The organism is Pseudomonas sp. KBN10P06128, assembly GCF_037574945.1.
In the GTDB taxonomy this organism is placed as follows: domain Bacteria; phylum Pseudomonadota; class Gammaproteobacteria; order Pseudomonadales; family Pseudomonadaceae; genus Pseudomonas; species Pseudomonas aeruginosa.
Genome location: NZ_JBBELR010000001.1, coordinates 6,619,915 through 6,639,274 on the forward strand (window position 1 = coordinate 6,619,915; position 19,360 = coordinate 6,639,274).

The following is a 19,360-nucleotide window of genomic DNA, read 5'->3' on the forward strand; positions in this document are numbered from 1 at the left end:
CTGCGGTTGCGTGATGGCCGCATTCTGTTCAGAGCCGGGGAATAGCGAAATTATGATTTTTGTAGTCGCTGGCTAGGGAAAAGCTGCACGCCCGCGCGGTCGGCGGGCGGCAGAGGCGTCGCTCAGGACCTGCCGACGATCTGGCGAGCTGGAGAAACCGGGCGAAAACAGCCGGGGAAGCGGAGTCTCCGAACGGCAACCGAGTTTTCCGAAGCCGTTTCCAACGCGGTTTTGCCGACGTACAGAGTCCGCGAAGGTTTTCAGAGGATCGGCGAGACCAGCCGCGCCACGCGCATCCCCAGTTGCTGCAGGCGGCGCACGCTGCGGCGGTCTTCCGGAGTGAATTCGAGCGACTCGGCGAAGTCCGCCTCGAGCATCGCCTCCACCTCGCCGGCGAAGCCCTCGTCGACGGTCACCACCATCACCTCGAAATTCAGCCGGAACGAACGGTTGTCCAGGTTGGCGCTGCCGACGGCGGCGGTGTCGCGGTCCACCAGCACCACCTTCTGGTGGAGGAAGCCGGGCTGGTAGCGGAACACCTTGACCCCGGCACGGATCGCTTCCAGCGCGTAGAGGCTGGACGCGGCATACACCGTGCGGTGGTCCGGGCGCGAGGGGATCAGCAGGCGCACGTCGACGCCGCGCAGCACCGCCAGGCGCAGGGCGGCCATCACCGCTTCGTCGGGAACGAAATACGGCGAGGTGATCCAGACCCGCTCGTGGGCGGCGTTGATCATCTCGACGAAGAACAGCGAGCAGGTTTCCTGGGCATCCGCCGGGCCGCTGGCGACCACCTGGCAGAGCGCGCCCTCGCTGTCGTACTGCGGCGGCAGGATCAGCGGCGGCAGGCTGTGGGTCGCCCAGTACCAGTCCTCGGCGAAGCTTTCCTGCAGGCACGCCACCGCCGGCCCGCGCAGTTCCATGTGGGTGTCGCGCCAGGGCGCCAGCGGCGGCTTCTCGCCGAGGTACTCGACGCCGACGTTATGCCCGCCGACGAAACCGCACTCGCCATCCACCACCACGACCTTGCGGTGGTTGCGGAAATTCACCTGGAAGCGGTTGAGCATGCCGCTGCCGGTGCTGAAGCCGTGCACCTGCACGCCGCCCTGGCGCAGCCGCTCGACAAAGCGGTGCGGCAGCGCGTGGCTGCCGATGGCGTCATAGAGGAAGAACACCTCGACGCCGTTGGCCGCGCGTTCCAGCAGCAGTTGCTGGAGGCGCTGGCCGAGGGCGTCGTCGCGGACGATGAAGAACTGCACCAGGATCACCTGGCGGGCGGCGGAAATCGCCTTGAACATCGCTTCGAAGCTGGCCTCGCCGTTGACCAGCAGGCGCACCCGGTTGTTCGCCAGGGTCGGCGTGCGGGTCATCCGCACCAGCGCCTTGAGCCCCTTGTAGCCGCTGACCTGGCGGGCCGCCAGGGCCTCCTCGACCCAGGGACGCCAGTCCAGCTCGGCGGCCGCCAGGTGCATCTCGCGGTTGGCCTGACGCCGCGCCTCGATGTAGGCGTCGAAACGGCTGCGACCGAACACCAGGTACGGCAGCAGGGTCAGGTACGGCATGAATACCAGCGAGGTGGCCCAGGCGATCGCGCCCTGTGCGGTGCGCACGGTGAGCACGGCATGGATGGCGGCGACGAAGCCGAGTATCTGGATGCCGACCAGCAGCAGGCCGAGGTAGGTGGTGGAGGTCATTGCGCGAGGTCGATCCTTGTCCACTCCGGTGGCGGCCATCATAGCCCTCTCCGGGGTAGGTCTGGCCAGCCTGGCAAACAGCCAGGGGGCGAGGCGGGATTGGCAGGATCCGTGGGATCGACGTCATTCGGCCGCGCTCGCCCTGCCCTACGCTGTTCCCATCGAAAACCACCGCAGACCGAGGAGCCCGCCATGAGCGACGTCCGTCCCCCGCTTCCCCCCTTCACCGCCGAAACCGCCGCGCAGAAGGTCCGCGCCGCCGAGGACGGCTGGAACAGCCGCGACCCGCAGCGCGTCTCGCTGGCCTACAGTCCCGACAGCGTCTGGCGCAATCGCTCGACCTTCGTCCGCGGCCGCGAGCGGATCGTCGAATTCCTCAGCGGCAAGTGGCAGCGCGAGCAGGAGTACCGGCTGATCAAGGAACTCTGGGCGTTTACCGGCAACCGCATCGCCGTGCGCTTCGCCTATGAATGGCACGACGACTCGGGCAACTGGTTCCGCTCCTACGGCAACGAGAACTGGGCGTTCGACGAGCAGGGCTTGATGTACGAACGTCACGCCAGCATCAACGACCTGCCGATCCGCGAGGACCAACGGCTGTTCCGCTGGCCCCTGGGGCGCCGGCCGGACGACCATCCGTCGCTCGGCGAACTCGGCCTCTGAACCCGCGCCGGCAGGGGCGCGCGCACTCCCCGTTGGCGGCCCCGGGCGGCCAGCGCCTGTTCCATCCGCGACATTGCCCTCCGTCGTTGCGGTCGCACGCTTGACGCTTTCGGCACGACCCTGGTCGTTTTCGGGCCGGGTCGCGCCGGGCCCCGACGATATGCTGCCCCCAAAGCGTCGGCACAAGTCCCGGCGCGCCCAGCCTGAAAGGGGTATGCCAGATGAGCCCAGCCGAATTGCACGCCGACAGCATCGTCATCGACGGTCTGATCATCGCCAAGTGGAACCGCGAACTGTTCGAGGACATGCGCAAGGGCGGCCTGACCGCCGCCAATTGCACCGTATCGGTATGGGAAGGCTTCCAGGCGACGGTGAACAATATCGTCGCCAGCAACAAGCTGATCCGCGACAACAGCGACCTGGTGATCCCGGTGCGCAGCACCGCGGACATCCGCAAGGCCAAGGAGCAGGGCAAGACCGGCATCCTCTACGGCTTCCAGAATGCCCACGCATTCGAGGACCAGATCGGCTACGTCGAGGTGTTCAAGCAGCTCGGCGTGGGCATCGTGCAGATGTGCTACAACACCCAGAACCTGGTCGGCACCGGCTGCTACGAGCGTGACGGCGGGCTCTCCGGCTTCGGTCGGGAGATCGTCGCGGAGATGAACCGGGTCGGCATCATGTGCGACCTCTCCCACGTCGGCAGCAAGACCTCCGAAGAGGTAATCCTCGAATCGAAGAAACCGGTCTGCTACTCCCACTGCCTGCCGTCCGGCCTCAAGGAACACCCGCGCAACAAGTCCGACGAGGAGCTGAAGTTCATCGCCGATCATGGCGGCTTCGTCGGCGTGACCATGTTCGCGCCGTTCCTCAAGAAAGGCATCGACTCGACCATCGACGACTACGCCGAGGCCATCGAGTACGTGATGAACATCGTCGGCGAGGACGCCATCGGCATCGGCACCGATTTCACCCAGGGCCACGGCCACGACTTCTTCGAGTGGCTGACCCACGACAAGGGCTACGCCCGGCGCCTGACCAACTTCGGCAAGATCGTCAACCCGCTGGGCATCCGCACCGTCGGCGAATTCCCCAACCTCACCGAGACCCTGCTCGAGCGCGGCATGCCCGAGCGCGTGGTGCGCAAGGTGATGGGCGAGAACTGGGTAAGGGTCCTGCGCGACGTCTGGGGCGAGTAACTCCCGGCCCATTCCCGACTCGTCGCCTCTCCCTCCAGGGAGGGGCATTGCATCGCACCCATCTTCCCTCTCCCCGCCTCTCTCCCCGAAGGGAGAGAGGGAGTCAAAAGAATCGGAGCTTACACCATGGCCAAACATGCCCCCCAACTGCCCATCGAGGTCGACAGCGAGACCGGCGTCTGGACCACCGACGCCCTGCCGATGCTCTACGTACCGCGACATTTCTTCGTCAACAACCACATGGGCATCGAGGAAGTGCTGGGCGCCGACGCCTACGCCGAGATCCTCTACAAGACCGGCTACAAGTCCGCCTGGCACTGGTGCGAGAAGGAAGCCGAATGTCACGGCCTGGAGGGCGTGGCGGTGTTCGAGCACTACATGAAGCGCCTGTCCCAGCGCGGCTGGGGCCTGTTCGAGATCGAGCGGATCAACCTCGAGGAAGGCACCGCCGAGGTCCGCCTGCGGCACTCCGCCTTCGTCTACGTCTACGGCAAGGTCAATCGCAAGGTCGATTACATGTTCACCGGCTGGTTCGCCGGCGCCATGGACCAGATCCTCGCCGCCCGCGGCAGCAGCCTGCGCACCGTGGCCGAACAGGTCTACAGCGGCGCCGAGGACGGTCACGAAGACGGCCTGTTCGTCGTCAAACCCCTGTAAGCCGAGGAAAGGGTCATGGCCTTCGAAGCAATGTTCCAGCCGATCCAGATCGGCAAGCTGACCATCCGCAACCGCGTGCTCTCCACCGCCCACGCCGAGGTCTACGCCACCGACGGCGGGATGACCACCGAGCGCTACGTGAAGTACTACGAGGAAAAGGCCAAGGGCGGCATCGGCCTGGCCATCTGTGGCGGCTCCTCGGTGGTCGCCATCGACAGCCCGCAGCAGTGGTGGAGTTCGGTGAACCTGTCCACCGACCGGATCATCCCGCACTTCCAGAACCTGGCGGACGCCATGCACAAGCACGGCGCCAAGATCATGATCCAGATTACCCACATGGGGCGCCGTTCGCGCTGGGACGGCTACCACTGGCCGACCCTGATGTCGCCGTCGGGTATCCGCGAGCCGGTGCACCGCGCCACCTGCAAGACCATCGAGGTGGAGGAGATCTGGCGGGTCATCGGCAACTACGCGCAGGCCGCCCGCCGCGCCAAGGAAGGCGGCCTGGACGGCGTCGAGCTGTCCGCCGTGCACCAGCACATGATCGACCAGTTCTGGAGCCCGCGGGTCAACAAGCGCACCGACGAATGGGGTGGCAGCTTCGAGGGGCGCATGAAGTTCGGCCTCGAGGTGCTCAAGGCGGTGCGCGCCGAGGTCGGCGAGGACTTCTGCGTCGGCATGCGCATCTGCGGCGACGAGTTCCACCCGGACGGCCTGTCCCACGAGGACATGAAGCAGATCGCCAAGTACTACAGCGATACCGGCATGCTCGACTTCATCGGCGTGGTCGGCTCCGGCTGCGATACCCACAACACCCTGGCCAACGTCATCCCCAACATGACCTTCCCGCCGGAGCCGTTCCTGCACCTGGCGGCCGGCATCAAGGAAGTGGTCGACGTGCCGGTGCTGCACGCGCAGAACATCAAGGACCCGAACCAGGCTACGCGCATCCTCGAAGGCGGCTACGTGGACATGGTCGGCATGACTCGCGCGCACATCGCCGACCCGCACCTGATCGCCAAGATCAAGATGGGCCAGGTCGACCAGATCAAGCAGTGCGTCGGCGCCAACTACTGCATCGACCGCCAGTACCAGGGCCTGGACGTGCTGTGCATCCAGAACGCCGCGACCTCCCGCGAATACATGGGCGTGCCGCACATCATCGAGAAGTCCGCCGGACCGAAGCGCAAGGTGGTGGTGGTCGGCGGCGGGCCGGCCGGGATGGAAGCGGCCCGCGTGGCGGCCGAGCGCGGCCACGACGTGACCCTGTTCGAGAAGAAGGAGCAGCTCGGCGGCCAGATCACCACCGCCGCCAAGGCGCCGCAACGCGACCAGATCGCCGGCATCACCCGTTGGTACCAGCTGGAGCTGGCGCGCCTGGGCATCGACCTGCGCCTGGGCACCGCGGCCGACCCCGAGACCATCCTCGACCTGCGCCCGGACGTGGTGGTGCTGGCCAACGGCGGACATCCGTTCCTCGAGCAGAACGAACACTGGGGCGCCGCCGACGGCCTCGTGGTGAGCAGCTGGGACGTGCTCGACGGCACGGTCGAGCCAGGCAAGAACGTGCTGGTCTACGACACCATCTGCGAGTTCAGCGGCATGTCGGTGGCGGACTTCCTCGCCGACAAGGGCGCCCAGGTGGAGATCGTCACCGACGACATCAAGCCGGGCGTGGCCATCGGCGGCACCACCTTCCCCACCTACTACCGCAGCATGTATCCCAAGGAAGTGATCATGACCGGCGACCTCATGCTGGAGAAGGTCTACCGCGAGGGCGACAAGCTGGTGGCGGTGCTGGAGAACGAATACACCGGCGCGCGGGAAGAGCGGGTGGTCGACCAGGTGGTGGTGGAAAACGGCGTGCGCCCCGACGAGAGCCTCTACTACGCGCTCAAGCAGGGCTCGCGGAACAAGGGCCAGATCGACGTCGAGGCGCTGTTCGCGATCCAGCCGCAGCCCTGCCTCAGCCAGCCCGGAGAAGGCTACCTGCTGTTCCGCATCGGCGACTGCGTGGCCCAGCGCAACACCCATGCGGCGATCTATGACGCGCTGCGCTTGTGCAAGGATTTCTAAGACACGCCTCGTGGCATCCGACCGGCACGGCCGCTCCCCCTCTCCCGCAAGCGGGAGAGGGGGCCGATCCAGCGCCGCCTGACGTCCCGCAGGGAGACCAGAAATGCTCGACACCCTCCTCCCCGTCCTGCTCTTCGCCGCCCTGGCACTTGCCGTGCTCGGCGCCGCGAAGCGCTTCCTCATGTGGCGCCGCGGCCGACCCGCCAAGGTCGACTGGATCGGCGGCCTCATGCAGATGCCGCGTCGCTACCTGGTGGACCTGCACCATGTGGTAGAGCGCGACAGGTACATGTCCAGGACCCACGTCGCCACCGCCGGCGGCTTCGTCCTGGCGGCGCTGCTGGCGATCCTGGTGCACGGTTTCGGGCTGCACGGCCGGATCCTCGGCTTCGCCCTGCTGGCGGCCACGGCGCTGATGTTCGTCGGCGCGCTGTTCGTCGCCCGCCGCCGCCTCGACCCACCGTCGCGGCTGTCGAAGGGCCCCTGGATGCGCCTGCCGAAGAGCCTGCTGGCGTTCGCCGCGAGCTTCTTCCTCGCCACCCTGCCGGTGGCCGGCATCCTGCCGGAAGGCTTCGGCGGCTGGTTCCTCGCCGGCCTCCTCGCCATTGGCGTGGCCTGGGGCGTGTCCGAGCTGTTCCTCGGCATGACCTGGGGCGGGCCGATGAAGCATGCCTTCGCCGGTGCCCTGCACCTGGCCTGGCACCGCCGCGCCGAACGCTTCGGCGGCGGCCGCTCCACCGGCCTCAAGGCGCTCGACCTGGCCGATCCGCAGGCGCCGCTGGGCGTGGAAAAACCCAGCGACTTCACCTGGAACCAGTTGCTCGGGTTCGACGCCTGCGTGCAGTGCGGCAAGTGCGAGGCGATGTGCCCGGCGTTCGCCGCCGGCCAGCCGCTGAACCCGAAGAAGCTGATCCAGGACATGGTCATCGGCCTGGCCGGAGGCAACGACGCGAAGTTCGCCGGCAGCCCCTATCCAGGCAAACCGCTGGGCGAGCACGGCGGCGGCCCGCACCAGCCGATCGTCGCGCTGGATGGCAAGGCCCTGGTCGACGCCGACACCCTGTGGTCCTGCACCACCTGCCGGGCCTGCGTCGAGGAGTGCCCGATGATGATCGAGCACGTCGACGCCATCGTCGACATGCGCCGCCACCTGACCCTGGAGAAAGGCGCCACGCCGAACAAGGGCGCCGAGGTGCTGGACAACCTGATCGCCACCGACAACCCCGGCGGCTTCGCCCCCGGCGGCCGGTTGAACTGGGCGGCCGACCTGAACCTGCCGCTGATGAGCGAGAAGAAGAGCGCCGACGTGCTGTTCTGGGTCGGCGACGGCGCCTTCGACATGCGCAACCAGCGCACCCTGCGCGCCTTCGTGAAGATCCTCAAGGCGGCCGCGGTGGACTTCGCCGTGCTCGGCCTGGAGGAGCGCGACAGCGGCGACGTGGCGCGCCGGCTGGGCGACGAGGCGACCTTCCAGAACCTGGCCAGGCGCAATATCGCGACCCTGGCGAAATACCGCTTCACCCGCATCGTCAGCTGCGACCCGCACAGCTTCCATGTGCTGAAGAACGAATACGGCGCCCTCGGCGGCGACTACCAGGTACTGCACCACAGCACCTTCATCGACGAACTGCTGCGCGCCGGCACGCTGCAACCGGGCCGCAGCAAGGCCGGCAGCGTCACCTACCACGACCCCTGCTACCTGGGCCGCTACAACGGCGAGTACGAGGCGCCGCGCAACGTGCTGCGCGCACTCGGCATCGAGGTCAAGGAAATGCAACGCTCCGGCTTCCGCTCGCGCTGTTGCGGCGGCGGCGGCGGCGCGCCGATCACCGACATCCCCGGCAAGCAACGGATTCCCGACATGCGCATGGCCGACATCCGCGAGACCGGCGCCGAGCTGGTGGCCGTCGGCTGCCCGCAGTGCACCGCGATGCTCGAAGGCGTGGTGGCACCGCGGCCGGAGATCAAGGACATCGCCGAGCTGGTGGCGGAAGCGCTGATAGAGCAGGCGGAAGCGCCGGCAAAAAAGCCGGTGCGGCGTGAAGCCGTGGCGGAGGTGCATTGATGAGAGTGTCGAGCTTCACATCGAATCTGCTGCTGACCGGGGCAGCACGGATAGCGGCCTCTCCCTCCAGGGAGGGGGCCGCGGGATCGGGTAGCCGCAGCCACAGGAAGCATTCCGCATGAACGACATCGTCCGTCGCGATCCACGCGCCGAATGGATCGCCCGCAACCGCCTGCATCCGCTGCATGCGGCCATGCACTCCGCCCAAGGCGGCGAGGTGCGCTGGATGGGCCCCCACGGCGTGGTCCGCAAGAACCCGCACGCCGTCGGCTTCGTCGGCCCCAACGGCATCCGCCGCATCGATCGCTCCGGCGGCCAGCAGGGCAGCGGCGCGCGCCGCGCCAGCGCAGTGCAGGAAGCGCAGTTGCCGCTGCATGTGGTCGAGCAACCGGCATTCCTCGTCGCGGTGGTCCCGGACATGGTCGGCGGCCGTCTCTCCAGCCACGACAAGGACCTCCTCGGACTGGCCCGCAAGCTCGCCGGCAACGACGGCGCGGTGCTCGCCGTGGTGTTCGGCGAACACAAGGAAAGCGCCTTCGACAGCGCCGGCGTCGACCGCCTGCTGCACCTCGCCGGCGGCGAGTACGACGGCTACGCGCCCGAGCAGCGAATACTCGCCCTGCGCAACCTGGAGAACCAGCTCGCCCCGCGCCACTGGCTGTTCCCGGACAGTCGCAACGGCGGTGGCGAACTGGGCCGGCGCCTGGCCGCCGCACTCGGCGAACGGCCGGCCGGACGCGTCTGGCAGGTCGAGGACGGCCGCTGCATCGGCCGCGCCGGCGCCGGCCGCGAGGACATCCAGCGCGCCCTGCCGCGCCTGCTGCTGGCCGCGGCGGAATGCGCCGAGCCGGTCAGCGAAACCCGCCATGAGGCTCGCGAACTGCACATGGCCGCGCAGGTGGCGCGCAACCTGCCACGCATCGAGGACCTCGGCCCGGTGGCCGTGGACCCGGCGCGGATCCCCATGGCCGAGGCCGAGTTCATTCTCTCCGGCGGCAACGGCGTGCAGGACTGGGCGCTGTTCCACCAGGCCGCCGCCGCCCTCGGCGCCACCGAGGGCGCCTCGCGGGTGGCGGTGGACGACGGGCACATGCCGCGCAACCGTCAGGTCGGCGCCACCGGTACCTGGGTCACCGCGCGGGTCTACCTGGCGGTGGGCATCTCCGGGGCGATCCAGCACCTGCAGGGCATCGGCGCCTGCGACAAGGTGGTGGCGGTGAACCGCGACGCCGGCTGCGACATGATCAAGCGCGCCGATCTCTCGGTGATCGGCGACTCGACGGAAATCCTCCGCGCGCTGATCCGCCTGGCCGAGGCACACCGCAACGGCGCCGCCCGCGATGCGGCCTGAACCCGCTTCCACGTACCTTTCATCGGTATCGAACCATGACTGAGCTGAACATCGTCGCGCTGGTCTCCATCGGCGCCCACCCCGCCTCCGGACGCCCGCGCCGCGCCGAACAGGACGCCCGCGCGGTGGAACTCGGCCTGCGCCTGAGCGGCCCGCGCCTGCAAGTGCTGCACGCCGGCGACCCGCACGCCGAGGCGCTGCGCGGCTATCTCGGCATGGGCCTGGAACGCTTGTCCGTGCTGGAACAGCCGGCCGGCGCCGACGCCCTGCCCGCACTGGCCGAGCACCTGCGCGACTCCCGCGCGCAACTGGTGCTCACCGGCAGCCAGGCGGAAACCGGGGAAGGCTCCGGGATGCTGCCCTTCCTCCTCGCCGAGCGCCTGGGCTGGCCACTGGTGGTCGGCCTGGCCGAGGTCGAGAAGGTCGAAGACGGCAGCGCCCAGGTCCTCCAGGCTCTGCCTCGCGGGCAGCGACGCCGGCTGCGGGTACGCCTGCCGTTCGTCGCCAGCGTCGACAACGCCGCACCGGCGGCCCGGCAGAGCGCCTTCGGCCCGGCTAGGCGTGGCGAGATCGAGGCCCATGAGGTGGAGGTGGTCGACGACCCACTGCTCGCCGAAGACAGCCTGCAACCGGCCCGGCCGCGACCGAAGCGGCTCAAGGTAATCAAGGCGAAGACCGGCGCCGAGCGAATGAAAGCCGCCACCGCCAAGGCCTCCGGCGGTACCGGGCAGGTACTCAAGGATCTTTCGGCGGAAGCCGGCGCCGAAGCCATCTTCAAGCTCCTGCGCGAGGAAGGCGTGATCCGCTGAAGCGGGTCAGAACGCACTGTGCGCCAGATCACAAGTTATGACGTGGTGACGATAAATTATTGTATTACGATAATTTATTCCCTAGTTTCGCCATCCAGACGCGAAACACACAGGGGAACCCGGCATGGCGCTGTCCACGCATCTCAGCAACCACAAGCTCTATCTGCTCGGCATGCTCTGCGCCATCCTGGCCTGGGGCATGGCCTGCATCGAACTCGGAGCGAACACCCACCTCTGGTTCTCCGGCCTCAGCGAGCAGGGCTACCTGCAGGCCTGGAGCGATGAAATGCCGCGCCTGGCCAGCGACGGCTTCGTCCTGTCCTGGAGCAGCCGGGCGCTGCTGATGCTGCTGGACTACCTGCCGACCCTGCTTTCCGCGTTCGGCCTGGCGCTCACCGGCCTGTTCTTCCGCCGCCTGGCCAAGGGCGAACGCTGGTCGCAGCGCAACGCCAGGACCCTGGTGCACATCGGCCTGCTGTCCTTCCTGGCACTCTTGCTCCAGCCATTTATCAATACGCTGCAAGGTCTTGTACTATCTCTCGACCTGCCCGACGGCGAGCGTGTCCTGAGCGTTTCGATAGGACTCACTTCCGAAGCGGCCTACGAGTTCCTCAAGGCGATCTTTCTCTGCTCGTTCGGCCTGATGATGAGCGAAGCCAGGAAACTGGACGAAGAAGTAAGAGCCTTCATATGACGACCCCATGATCATCATCCGACTAGACGTCATCCTGGCGAAGAACAAGGTCCGCTCCAAGGAGCTGGCGGAAGCCATCGGTATCACCGAACAGAACCTGTCCCTGCTGAAGAACGGCAAGGTCAAGGGCATCCGCCTCGACACCCTGGAGAAGATCTGCGCCTTCCTGGACTGCCAGCCGGGCGACATCCTGGAATACGTCGCGGACGACTGATCCCCGCTCCACCCTTTCCCAACCAGAAACCATGAACAGACACCTGAACCTCTCGGGCGTTGCGCTCGCGCTCGCCCTGATCTCGGGCTGCGGCCCCTCCGTCCGCTACCAGTACGTGATGCCGCCAAGCGAGGCGGGACGCACCTGCGTCGCCCAGTGCCGCACGCAACAGAGCCAGTGCGAAAGCCTCGCGCGCCTGGAATGGCAGAACGAAAACCGCCTGCGCGAAGCGGAACGGCGCAGCTACCACTATTGCAGCCAGGGCAAGAGCAAGAAGCAGGCGCGCAAGGAATGCCTGGCACCAGGCTATTCCTCCTCGTTCGGCTACAACGGCTTCGGCGGCTCCGGCAACTTCAACTGCGGTTCCGACTACGACCGCTGCTTCACCGACATCTGCGGCGGCACCATCCGCCGCATCGTCGAGCAACCCCAATGATCCCCGCCCACCGGAGTATCCCCATGAGCCGACGCCTCTTCCCTTTCCTGCCGTGCCTGTTCCTGGTCGGCTGCGCCCAGGGCTACCCCTCCTTCTCCGGCAGCCTTCCGGACTTCCGCGTCAGCGGCGACGAACGCAGCTACGCCGAGCGCGCCGATGACTGCCTGAAGCGGCGCAACTGCCCGCCGGCCACCGATCGCGATCCCTTCGTCGCCGACCCCGGGCACTACTCGCTGGGCGGCAGCTTTCACTGGTGAAGCCGGGTGCCGAAGCCTGGCAACCGACCACGGACCTGGCTTCGGCAGGCGCTTTTCTTTATCCTGCGCGCCCTTTGAACGACTGGGACGAGATCATGCTGGAGAACACCCTGGAACGCCTGGAAACCCTGGTAGCCGAGCTACTGCAACAGAACCAGGCCCTGCGCGACAGCCACGACCAGCTTCAGCAGCAGCTGCGCCAGGCCACCGAGGAAAACGAAACCCTGCAACTCTCCATGCTCGAGCAGGAAGAAAAGCAGAGCGGCACCCAGGCCCGCCTGGAAGCCCTGGTCGAGCGCCTCAGCGCGCAGCAACCGGTTAGCGCATGAGCCGCGACGGCGTCCAGGTCCTGTCGATCCTCGGCCGGGACTATTCGATCCGCGTGCCGGCCGGCGAGGAGCGGGCCCTCGCGGACGCCGCCGCGTTGCTGCAGGCGGAAGTGGACGCCAACAAGCGCAAGTTTCCCTACGTCACCAGCAACGAGCTGGTGGTGCTTTCCGCGCTCAACCTCTGCGCCCGCCAGCTCGGCGCGAACGACGGCGAGTCGCCGCGCCTGCGGGCGGTGGAGCAGCGCCTGGAGGCGCTGGTCGAGCGGATCGCCGGGGCATCGAGCTAGTCGCGCGCCTGCGGACTCGCCCAATACAGCTGCCGATGCCCGCGCGCCTGGTAGTCCTTGACCAGCGCGCAGGCCTCGTCGCGCGTCAGGTCGCGGCGCATGACGAAGGCATTGCCGTTGTCGTCCTGGCGCCACAGGCACCAGCGCGTTTCCTCCGCCGGCTTCGCCGCCACCGCGTCAGGCCTTCAGGGTCGAAGTCTTGCGCAGGCGCAGCGCGAGCATGACCAGCAGCACGCCGAAGAACACCGCGTAGGCGCCGATCACCCAGACCACCGCCAGCGCCCCGGCGCCGGGGTTGGCGATCATCAGCACGCCGAACAGCACCGAGATGGCGCCAGAGAGGATCATCCACCATTCGTTCTGGATCGACTTGCGCAGGCGGATCGCCGCGACGATCTGGAAGATGCCCATCGCCAGCGCCCAGCCGGCGATGATCAGGAGCAGGCCGATGGCGGTCAGTTGCGGCCAGAAGAACGCAACCAGGCCGGCCGCCACGCCGATCACCCCGACCAGCGCCAGCGGCCAGTTGAACTGCCCGTCGCTGCGCATGTTGAACGCGGCGATCAGGGCGAACGCCCCGTCCACCAGCGCGTAGGCGCCCCAGAACAGCACCAGCACGGTCAGCGCCAGGGCCGGCGAGAGCAGGGTCAGGACGCCGAACACCAGCGCCGCCACGCCGCGCAGGGCCACCAGTTTCCAGTGCTTGCCCAGTTCGGCCCACAGGGGATTGTTTTCCACGCTTGCCTCCAGAGGGCGCCCTTGAGCGGCCCGTTCAGGTTGAGTCCTCCCACCTTAGTCCTTTTGCCGGGAGGCTGTCAGGGGGCGGAGGCGGGAGGCAAGGCGAGCGCGCGGGCTCAGGGCCGGGACTTCTCCGGCGGCCGCTGGCGGCGCCAGCAGGCGAACAGGTTCCAGGCCAGCAGCAGGCTGACGAAAGCGGAACTGACGTAGAACAGCAGGTTGTCCATGACCTTTCCTCCGCAGCGGCGCCCCGCCAGGGGGCGCCTCGTCCGGCTCAGCTGCCGGCCACCTTGCGCACGTGGGCGGACTCCTCGCCAAGGTTGTTCAGCATGCGCTCGCTGTACCAGTCGAGGAAATTGATCACGCCGAACTCGTAGGTCTTCGAGTATGGACCAGGCTGGTAGGCGTCGGAGTTGATCCCGCGCTGGTTCTCCTCGGCCAGCCGGCGATCCTGGTCGTTGGTCGCGTCCCATACCTCGCGCAGGCGCGCCACGTCGTAGTCGACGCCTTCCACCGCGTCCTTGTGCACCAGCCATTTGGTGGTGACCAGGGTTTCCTGGGCGCTGATCGGCCACACGGTGAAGACGATCAGGTGGTCGCCCATGCAGTGGTTCCAGGAGTGCGGCAGGTGCAGGATGCGCATCGAGCCGAGGTCGGGGTTCTTGATCCGGCCCATGAGCTTCTTGCTGCCCTGCTTGCCGTCCATGGTCATCGACACGGTGCCGTCCAGCAGCGGCATGCGCACGATGCGATTGCGCAGGCCGAAGCTGGCGTGGGCGTACGGGATCTTCTCGGCGTCCCAGGCGCTGGTGCAGGCCGCCACCTGGTCCTTGAACGCCTGGCTGGCGCGCGGGTCGGTGACGTCGTCCCACTCCAGCAGGGTCTTCAGCAGTTCCGGGTGGGAGCCGTTGCAGTGGTAGCACTCGCGGTTGTTCTCGATCACCAGCTTCCAGTTGGCGGCTTCGCGGATGGTGGTCTGCACCGCCACCTTGGCGTTCTCCATGTCGTACGGCTCCATGTAGTGCTCGAGCGTCGCCAGGAAGTCGTCGATGGCCGGCGGGTTCTCCGCCAGGCTGATGAAGATGTAGCCGCCGGCGGTCTTCACCTGGATCGGCTTCAGGCCGTACTCCTTCATGTCGAAGTCGGCGCCCATCTCGGTGCCGGCGAACAGCAGGCGGCCATCCAGCTCGTAGGTCCACTGGTGGTAGGGGCAGACCAGCTTGGCCACCTTGCCCTTCTCGCTCACGCACAGGCGCGAGCCGCGGTGCCGGCAGACATTGTGGAAGGCATGCACCTGGCCTTCGGCGCCACGAATCACCAGGACCGGGTTCTTGCCGATCTGCAGGGTGAGGAAATTGCCCTTGGCGGGAATCTCGCAGGTCATGCCGGCGATCAGCCATTCCTTGTGGAAGATCTCCTGCATGTCGATCTCGAACAGGCGCTGGTCGCAGTAGAAGGGCTGCGGCAGCGAGAAGCTGTGGTCGCGGCTGCGCAGCATGTCGGCGGTGGCCTTGCGGGCCGGTTCCAGGGGATCGCCGAGACTCAGGGTGGAAGTGACGTCCATCGGTAACTCCTCATGCCGCCCCCGCGCGGGTGGCGGCGGAAAAAGTGGCTGATACGGTTGCTACGCAAGGTGGCGTTCACAGCCTTCCTCATCCCGGCGCGGCGTCCAGAATCCCGCCCTGCCGATGGACGGGCCCCGCCGTGGCGGGAATGAAGGTCAGTCGCTCTACACGTCCGGGCTCTACCCTCCCGGGGTTCATGCAAACCCTCGTCTCGGCTGGTCTGGAGTGTGGGCCCGCGCCCGCCGCCGACCTTATCCATGGGCGACATGACCGCATCCGTTTCCGACGCTCCGGGCCGCGCCCCAGCAGGCAGGTCGCGATAAGCATGTAAATGTCGCTGGCAGGTAAATGAGCGGCCACGGCGATGCGCACAATCCGCCCCATCAGGCCATCGTTCGGCCCCGTGCGCGCGGAGAGATCATCATGTCGAGCAACTTCCTCAATCCGGTCACCACCCAGACCTGGGCCAACGGCCGGCACCTCGTGCGCTGCGTCAAGGTCATCCAGGAAACCTGGGACGTGCGCACCTTCTGCTTCATGGCCGACCAGCCGATCCTGTTCTTCTTCAAGCCGGGCCAGTTCGTCACCCTGGAGCTGGAGATCGACGGCGAGCCGGTGATGCGCTCCTACACCATCTCCAGCTCGCCCTCGGTGCCCTACAGCTTCTCCATCACCATCAAGCGGGTGCCGGGCGGGCGGGTTTCCAACTGGCTGCACGACAACCTCAAGGAAGGCCAGGAGCTACCGGTGCACGGTCCGGTCGGCCTGTTCAACGCCATCGACTTCCCGGCCGACAAGGTGCTGTTCCTCTCCGGCGGGGTCGGCATCACCCCGGTAATGTCCATGGCGCGCTGGTTCTTCGACACCAACGCCAACGTCGACATGGTCTTCGTCCACAGCGCCCGTTCGCCGAAGGACATCATCTACCACCGCGAGCTGGAGCACATGGCCTCGCGGATCGACAACTTCAGCCTGCACATCATCTGCGAGCGCCACGGCCTCGGCGAAGCCTGGGCCGGCTACCGTGGCTACCTGAACCTGCGCATGCTGGAACTGATCGCCCCGGACTTCCTCGAGCGGGAAATCTTCTGCTGCGGCCCGACGCCCTATATGAGCGCGGTGAAGCACCTGCTGCAGGGCCACGGCTACGACATGAGCCGCTACCACGAGGAAGCCTTCGGGCCGACTCCGCCGGAGGTCCGCGCCGACGTCAGGGAACTGGCCGCGGAAGCCGCCGAGGCGCCGGAGGTACCGGTCGCCGACCAGCACCAGGTGGAATTCACCGCCACCGGCAAGAGCATCCGCGTCAGCCCCGGGGAAACCGTGCACGCCGCCGCCGCCAAGCTCGGCCTGCACATTCCGAAGGCCTGCGGGATGGGCATCTGCGGCACCTGCAAGGTAATGAAGACCGCCGGCGAGGTGGAGATGGAGCACAACGGCGGGATCACCGACGAGGATGTCGCCGAAGGCTACATCCTCTCCTGCTGCAGCGTGCCCAAGGGCGACGTGGTCATCGACTACTGAGGGCGCGAGGGAAACGCCAGGCGCTCCCAGTAGCGCCGCCGCGGCAGTTCCTCGGCCGGCAGCCAGCGTCCGGCGCAGGCCTGCAGCGGCTCGGCGGGAGCCTTCAGCAGCGAGTCCAGGGCCAGCACGTAGCGCCCCGTCCCCGCGCAGCGGAAGCACAGGTCGTCGTCGAAGCTGTCGAAGCACGGGTACTCGCCGAGGTCGTCGCGGTAGCGACGCAACGTCCGCTCTTGCACGTCGAGCAGCAGCAGGCGCCACTGGTCCCGCTCCAGCTCGCTTTCCTCGTAGCGCTGGACGTGCCGGGTCAGCGCCAGGTAGCGACCGTCCGCCGACCAGATCATTGGCGCCGCCAGGTTGCCCAAGCCGATGCCCGACGCGGTCAGCAGGTAGCCATCGCGGCTGAACCCGGCGCGCACGTCCTCGTCTCGGTGCATGCCCTCGTAGTGGAAACCGAAGCCCCAGGCGGCGTCCTTCGCGCCCACCGACGGCAAGACGAAGTTGCCGTCGCTCCAGGGCCGCGGCGGTGCGTCCAGCCAGCGCGACGCGGGGCACAGCCGCCAGGCCGTGCCATCGAACGCCACCCGCGCCTGCTCGTAGTAATGCCGCCAGTCGTCGTGGAAGCGGCCGAATGCGTGCCAGGCGCCGGGCTCGGGCAAGCCTTCGTCGAAGCGGCGCAACAGGCCGGGGTCGCCTTCGCCCGGCCCGCCCGGCGGCTGGTAGGCGTTGCGGCCGAGCAGGTGGAGCAGATGCACCTGGCCATCGATGAAACCTTGCAGGTGTAGATCGGCCAGCGGCTCAGCGAGCCACTCCAGACGCCGCTCCCGGCTATCGAGTATGGCCAGGCGCTGCGGCAGGGTCGGCGCCTCGGCGAAGGCCACCAGGGCCAGGTAGCGACCGCAATCGGACACGCGGTGGTCGAGCGTCCACTCGCCATCCAGGCGCCAGTCGCCCAGGCGCAAGGCATAGGCGCCGCGCTCCGCCTCCTGATCGTCGCGCAACCACTCCCAGACGGCCCGGCTGCCATCGGCCAGCGGTGCGCTCTGCAACAGGCATCCCGGCCTGCCGGCCGCGCCATCCAGGGGCAGCAACAGGTCCAGGCGCGGCATGTCGGCCTCGCGCCAGCGCGGCCGGTCGTCCGCATCGCGAGCGTGCAGAAGGTAGAGGCTGGAATGGCTGTACGAACCCAGCGTGCCGTAGCGTTCGTAGGTCAGGCAGGGTTGCGCCAGGTCCAGGCCGAAACGCAGCCAGCCATCCTCCAGCCCGAGCAGTTCGGGCCCGCCGGCATGGGGCTCGGCGGGCAACGCCGACCACGGCGCGCCCAGCGCACGCAGGCCGCCACCCTCTCGCCAAAGCCAGTAGGTATCCTGCCCCAGGGGCTCGCCTGCTGCCTGCAGCGCCAGCGCCCGGCCGTCATCGTTCCAAGCCAATGGCGGCGCTTCCCGCGACAGGTAGAGGCCGCTGGCCTCGCCGTTTATCCACAGCTCGCCGCGGTTGGCGCGCAGCGGCGCGAAAGGATCGTCCAGGGCCAGCAGGCTGGCCGGCAGCCAGGGGCGGATTTCCAGCGCGGGCCCGCCAAGCGGGGACGGTAGCGGTTGCGCGCGCAGATCCCCGCTCCAGCGCTGCCATTCGCTTTCGGGCAGCCAGAGGTCACCGATGGCAACGAAGGCCTCGGCCTCGCTGCCGGCCTTGAGCGCCTGCAGCTCGAGGCGCTGCGGTGCGTTGGACGTCAGCGGGCTGTGCCGGCCGATCACCTCGCGCTCGGTGACGCTGTCCAGCTCCCAGAAGTTGTCCACGGCACAGCGGTAAAGCAACCGCTCCTGCCGGTCGAAGATCGCCAGGCCCCACGCGCCTCGGCTCGGTATCGGCGAAACGAAGTGGCGGCCATCGCTGGAAAAGCGTGCCGAAGGATTGCAGTCGGGGATGAAGCAACCGTCGGGCATCAGGTAGTGGCATACCAGCGGGCCGCCCATGGCGATCTCGCCGCCGTCGAACAGGCGGATCGGCTCGCCCTCGGGGGTTCGCTCGGGCGCTTCGCCGCCCCAGGCGCTACCTCCCGCCGGCAGCGGTACGTCCAGCGCCTGCGGAGCCTGGCGCTCCAGGCGCAGGCCACGCTCGAAACGGATCTGCAGCAGCACGCCGCCGATCACCGCCAGCAAGCCACCGCCCAGTCCCAGCCAGAAGCCCGGCAGTGCCTGGCCCAGGGCGATGCCGCCACCCAGAACCCAGAAGAACAGCGCCTGTTGCAGGCGATACGGCACCTTGCCGCGCCAACGATCCATGGCCCACTCGGCGCCCAGCAGCAGCGCCCAACCCAGCGCTACCAGCGGCAACGGCAGGAGGACGCCAAGGGCCACCAGCACGGCGATCCAGGCGATCTCGCCGAGGCCTTCGAGCAACAAGCGGCCGAGCGGCTTGTCTGACATCCGATCATCCATGATCCATCCCACTTTCCTGGCAAAAGCCAAGGGTAATCAAGGCTCCGGCCAACCACCAGAGCCATCGCGCAGCTCTGTCCTTCTCATACTTGAAAACACCAGGGCGCCAAGGTTGTCCACATTCGGACTGGAATTCCATACAGGTGTCTTCTCGCCACCTTGGCGTTCTCGACGATCGATTGTAAGCATTTGAAGTTAAAGGTAAAAACGACAACTTCAAGTTGGTTTCAGGCTCCAGGAACAAAGCCCTTGCCGATCTCTGGAGAGGCCTTTCGAGGGTAGGTTGATCACAGACTTATCCACAGACCGTGTGGTCCATGAGACCCCCTGATACCCCGCGGGTCAACGATCGCTATACCGACGATGT

At 67.4% G+C, this 19,360-nt stretch carries 19 protein-coding genes; 14 read left to right on the forward strand and 5 right to left on the reverse strand.

What is annotated here, in order from left to right; translation table 11 throughout:
• Positions 1-260: 260 nt before the first annotated feature.
• Positions 261-1,733 (reverse strand): cardiolipin synthase, encoded by a 1,473-nt coding sequence (gene cls, locus VQ065_RS30880; RefSeq protein WP_073660167.1) that lies wholly within the window; start codon positions 1,731-1,733, stop codon positions 261-263.
• A gap of 153 nt (positions 1,734-1,886) precedes the next feature.
• Between cls and VQ065_RS30885 the strand changes: the two genes are divergently transcribed.
• From VQ065_RS30885 to VQ065_RS30945, 13 genes are all read left to right on the forward strand, one after another.
• Complete coding sequence (locus VQ065_RS30885; protein ID WP_003096740.1) at positions 1,887-2,357, forward strand: nuclear transport factor 2 family protein; 471 nt, start codon at positions 1,887-1,889, stop codon at positions 2,355-2,357.
• Positions 2,358-2,578: 221 nt separating this feature from the next.
• Entirely contained in the window at positions 2,579-3,556 is a 978-nt protein-coding gene (locus VQ065_RS30890; protein ID WP_003106042.1) for a dipeptidase, read from the forward strand.
• A 126-nt stretch (positions 3,557-3,682) separates the two neighbouring features.
• A complete protein-coding gene (locus VQ065_RS30895) occupies positions 3,683-4,213 on the forward strand; it encodes a DUF5943 domain-containing protein (RefSeq protein WP_003096743.1) in 531 nt (176 codons plus the stop codon).
• A 15-nt stretch (positions 4,214-4,228) separates the two neighbouring features.
• Positions 4,229-6,289, forward strand: coding sequence for a dimethylglycine demethylation protein DgcA (gene dgcA / locus VQ065_RS30900; RefSeq protein ID WP_003096745.1), 2,061 nt, complete (start codon positions 4,229-4,231; stop codon positions 6,287-6,289).
• Between the two features lie 103 nt (positions 6,290-6,392).
• Positions 6,393-8,354 carry a dimethylglycine demethylation protein DgcB gene (gene dgcB, locus VQ065_RS30905; RefSeq protein WP_003096746.1) on the forward strand — a complete coding sequence of 654 codons (1,962 nt, stop codon included), beginning with the start codon at positions 6,393-6,395 and terminating at the stop codon, positions 8,352-8,354.
• A gap of 118 nt (positions 8,355-8,472) precedes the next feature.
• On the forward strand, positions 8,473-9,705 hold the full coding sequence (etfA, locus tag VQ065_RS30910; RefSeq protein ID WP_014604128.1) for an electron transfer flavoprotein subunit alpha: 1,233 nt from the start codon (positions 8,473-8,475) through the stop codon (positions 9,703-9,705).
• A gap of 35 nt (positions 9,706-9,740) precedes the next feature.
• A complete protein-coding gene (etfB, locus tag VQ065_RS30915; protein WP_014604129.1) occupies positions 9,741-10,514 on the forward strand; it encodes an electron transfer flavoprotein subunit beta in 774 nt (257 codons plus the stop codon).
• A 124-nt stretch (positions 10,515-10,638) separates the two neighbouring features.
• Positions 10,639-11,208, forward strand: a complete 570-nt coding sequence (locus VQ065_RS30920) for a hypothetical protein (protein WP_003096751.1) — start codon at positions 10,639-10,641, stop codon at positions 11,206-11,208.
• A 7-nt stretch (positions 11,209-11,215) separates the two neighbouring features.
• The gene (locus VQ065_RS30925; protein WP_003096753.1) at positions 11,216-11,422 is read left to right on the forward strand and encodes a helix-turn-helix domain-containing protein; all 207 of its coding nucleotides are present in this window, start codon (positions 11,216-11,218) and stop codon (positions 11,420-11,422) included.
• 31 nt (positions 11,423-11,453) lie between these two features.
• Positions 11,454-11,858, forward strand: a complete 405-nt coding sequence (locus tag VQ065_RS30930; protein WP_003117179.1) for a hypothetical protein — start codon at positions 11,454-11,456, stop codon at positions 11,856-11,858.
• A gap of 23 nt (positions 11,859-11,881) precedes the next feature.
• Positions 11,882-12,115 carry a hypothetical protein gene (locus VQ065_RS30935; RefSeq protein ID WP_003096756.1) on the forward strand — a complete coding sequence of 78 codons (234 nt, stop codon included), beginning with the start codon at positions 11,882-11,884 and terminating at the stop codon, positions 12,113-12,115.
• 95 nt (positions 12,116-12,210) lie between these two features.
• On the forward strand, positions 12,211-12,444 hold the full coding sequence (locus VQ065_RS30940) for a hypothetical protein (protein ID WP_003105710.1): 234 nt from the start codon (positions 12,211-12,213) through the stop codon (positions 12,442-12,444).
• Positions 12,441-12,731 (forward strand): cell division protein ZapA, encoded by a 291-nt coding sequence (locus tag VQ065_RS30945; protein WP_003096761.1) that lies wholly within the window; start codon positions 12,441-12,443, stop codon positions 12,729-12,731. Before VQ065_RS30940 ends, VQ065_RS30945 begins: the two co-directional genes overlap by 4 nt.
• Here VQ065_RS30945 and VQ065_RS30950 read toward each other — a convergent pair.
• The 3 genes from VQ065_RS30950 to gbcA form a co-directional block, all read right to left on the reverse strand.
• Positions 12,728-12,904, reverse strand: a complete 177-nt coding sequence (locus VQ065_RS30950) for a hypothetical protein (RefSeq protein ID WP_003096763.1) — start codon at positions 12,902-12,904, stop codon at positions 12,728-12,730. The two genes, VQ065_RS30945 and VQ065_RS30950, sit on opposite strands and share 4 nt — an antisense overlap.
• A 4-nt stretch (positions 12,905-12,908) precedes the next feature.
• Complete coding sequence (locus tag VQ065_RS30955; RefSeq protein WP_003096765.1) at positions 12,909-13,469, reverse strand: HdeD family acid-resistance protein; 561 nt, start codon at positions 13,467-13,469, stop codon at positions 12,909-12,911.
• 274 nt (positions 13,470-13,743) lie between these two features.
• Positions 13,744-15,033 carry a glycine-betaine demethylase subunit GbcA gene (gbcA, locus tag VQ065_RS30960; protein WP_003096766.1) on the reverse strand — a complete coding sequence of 430 codons (1,290 nt, stop codon included), beginning with the start codon at positions 15,031-15,033 and terminating at the stop codon, positions 13,744-13,746.
• Positions 15,034-15,457: 424 nt separating this feature from the next.
• Here gbcA and gbcB point away from each other — a divergent pair, with 424 nt between their 5' ends.
• On the forward strand, positions 15,458-16,558 hold the full coding sequence (gene gbcB / locus VQ065_RS30965) for a glycine-betaine demethylase subunit GbcB (protein WP_003096769.1): 1,101 nt from the start codon (positions 15,458-15,460) through the stop codon (positions 16,556-16,558).
• Here gbcB and VQ065_RS30970 read toward each other — a convergent pair.
• Positions 16,552-18,981, reverse strand: a complete 2,430-nt coding sequence (locus VQ065_RS30970; RefSeq protein WP_003096771.1) for a hypothetical protein — start codon at positions 18,979-18,981, stop codon at positions 16,552-16,554. The genes gbcB and VQ065_RS30970 overlap by 7 nt on opposite strands.
• Positions 18,982-19,360: the final 379 nt, after the last annotated feature.

Coding starts and splice junctions, on each gene's coding strand:
- VQ065_RS30940 (WP_003105710.1), top strand. CDS start 12,211: ATGCTGGAGAACACCCTGGAACGCCTGGAAACCCTGGTAGCCGAGCTA.
- VQ065_RS30935 (WP_003096756.1), top strand. CDS start 11,882: ATGAGCCGACGCCTCTTCCCTTTCCTGCCGTGCCTGTTCCTGGTCGGC.
- VQ065_RS30895 (WP_003096743.1), top strand. CDS start 3,683: ATGGCCAAACATGCCCCCCAACTGCCCATCGAGGTCGACAGCGAGACC.
- VQ065_RS30925 (WP_003096753.1), top strand. CDS start 11,216: ATGATCATCATCCGACTAGACGTCATCCTGGCGAAGAACAAGGTCCGC.
- gbcA (WP_003096766.1), bottom strand. CDS start 15,033: ATGGACGTCACTTCCACCCTGAGTCTCGGCGATCCCCTGGAACCGGCC.
- etfA (WP_014604128.1), top strand. CDS start 8,473: ATGAACGACATCGTCCGTCGCGATCCACGCGCCGAATGGATCGCCCGC.
- dgcA (WP_003096745.1), top strand. CDS start 4,229: ATGGCCTTCGAAGCAATGTTCCAGCCGATCCAGATCGGCAAGCTGACC.
- etfB (WP_014604129.1), top strand. CDS start 9,741: ATGACTGAGCTGAACATCGTCGCGCTGGTCTCCATCGGCGCCCACCCC.
- VQ065_RS30930 (WP_003117179.1), top strand. CDS start 11,454: ATGAACAGACACCTGAACCTCTCGGGCGTTGCGCTCGCGCTCGCCCTG.
- VQ065_RS30920 (WP_003096751.1), top strand. CDS start 10,639: ATGGCGCTGTCCACGCATCTCAGCAACCACAAGCTCTATCTGCTCGGC.
- cls (WP_073660167.1), bottom strand. CDS start 1,733: ATGGCCGCCACCGGAGTGGACAAGGATCGACCTCGCGCAATGACCTCC.
- dgcB (WP_003096746.1), top strand. CDS start 6,393: ATGCTCGACACCCTCCTCCCCGTCCTGCTCTTCGCCGCCCTGGCACTT.
- gbcB (WP_003096769.1), top strand. CDS start 15,458: ATGTCGAGCAACTTCCTCAATCCGGTCACCACCCAGACCTGGGCCAAC.
- VQ065_RS30890 (WP_003106042.1), top strand. CDS start 2,579: ATGAGCCCAGCCGAATTGCACGCCGACAGCATCGTCATCGACGGTCTG.
- VQ065_RS30885 (WP_003096740.1), top strand. CDS start 1,887: ATGAGCGACGTCCGTCCCCCGCTTCCCCCCTTCACCGCCGAAACCGCC.
- VQ065_RS30970 (WP_003096771.1), bottom strand. CDS start 18,981: ATGTCAGACAAGCCGCTCGGCCGCTTGTTGCTCGAAGGCCTCGGCGAG.
- VQ065_RS30945 (WP_003096761.1), top strand. CDS start 12,441: ATGAGCCGCGACGGCGTCCAGGTCCTGTCGATCCTCGGCCGGGACTAT.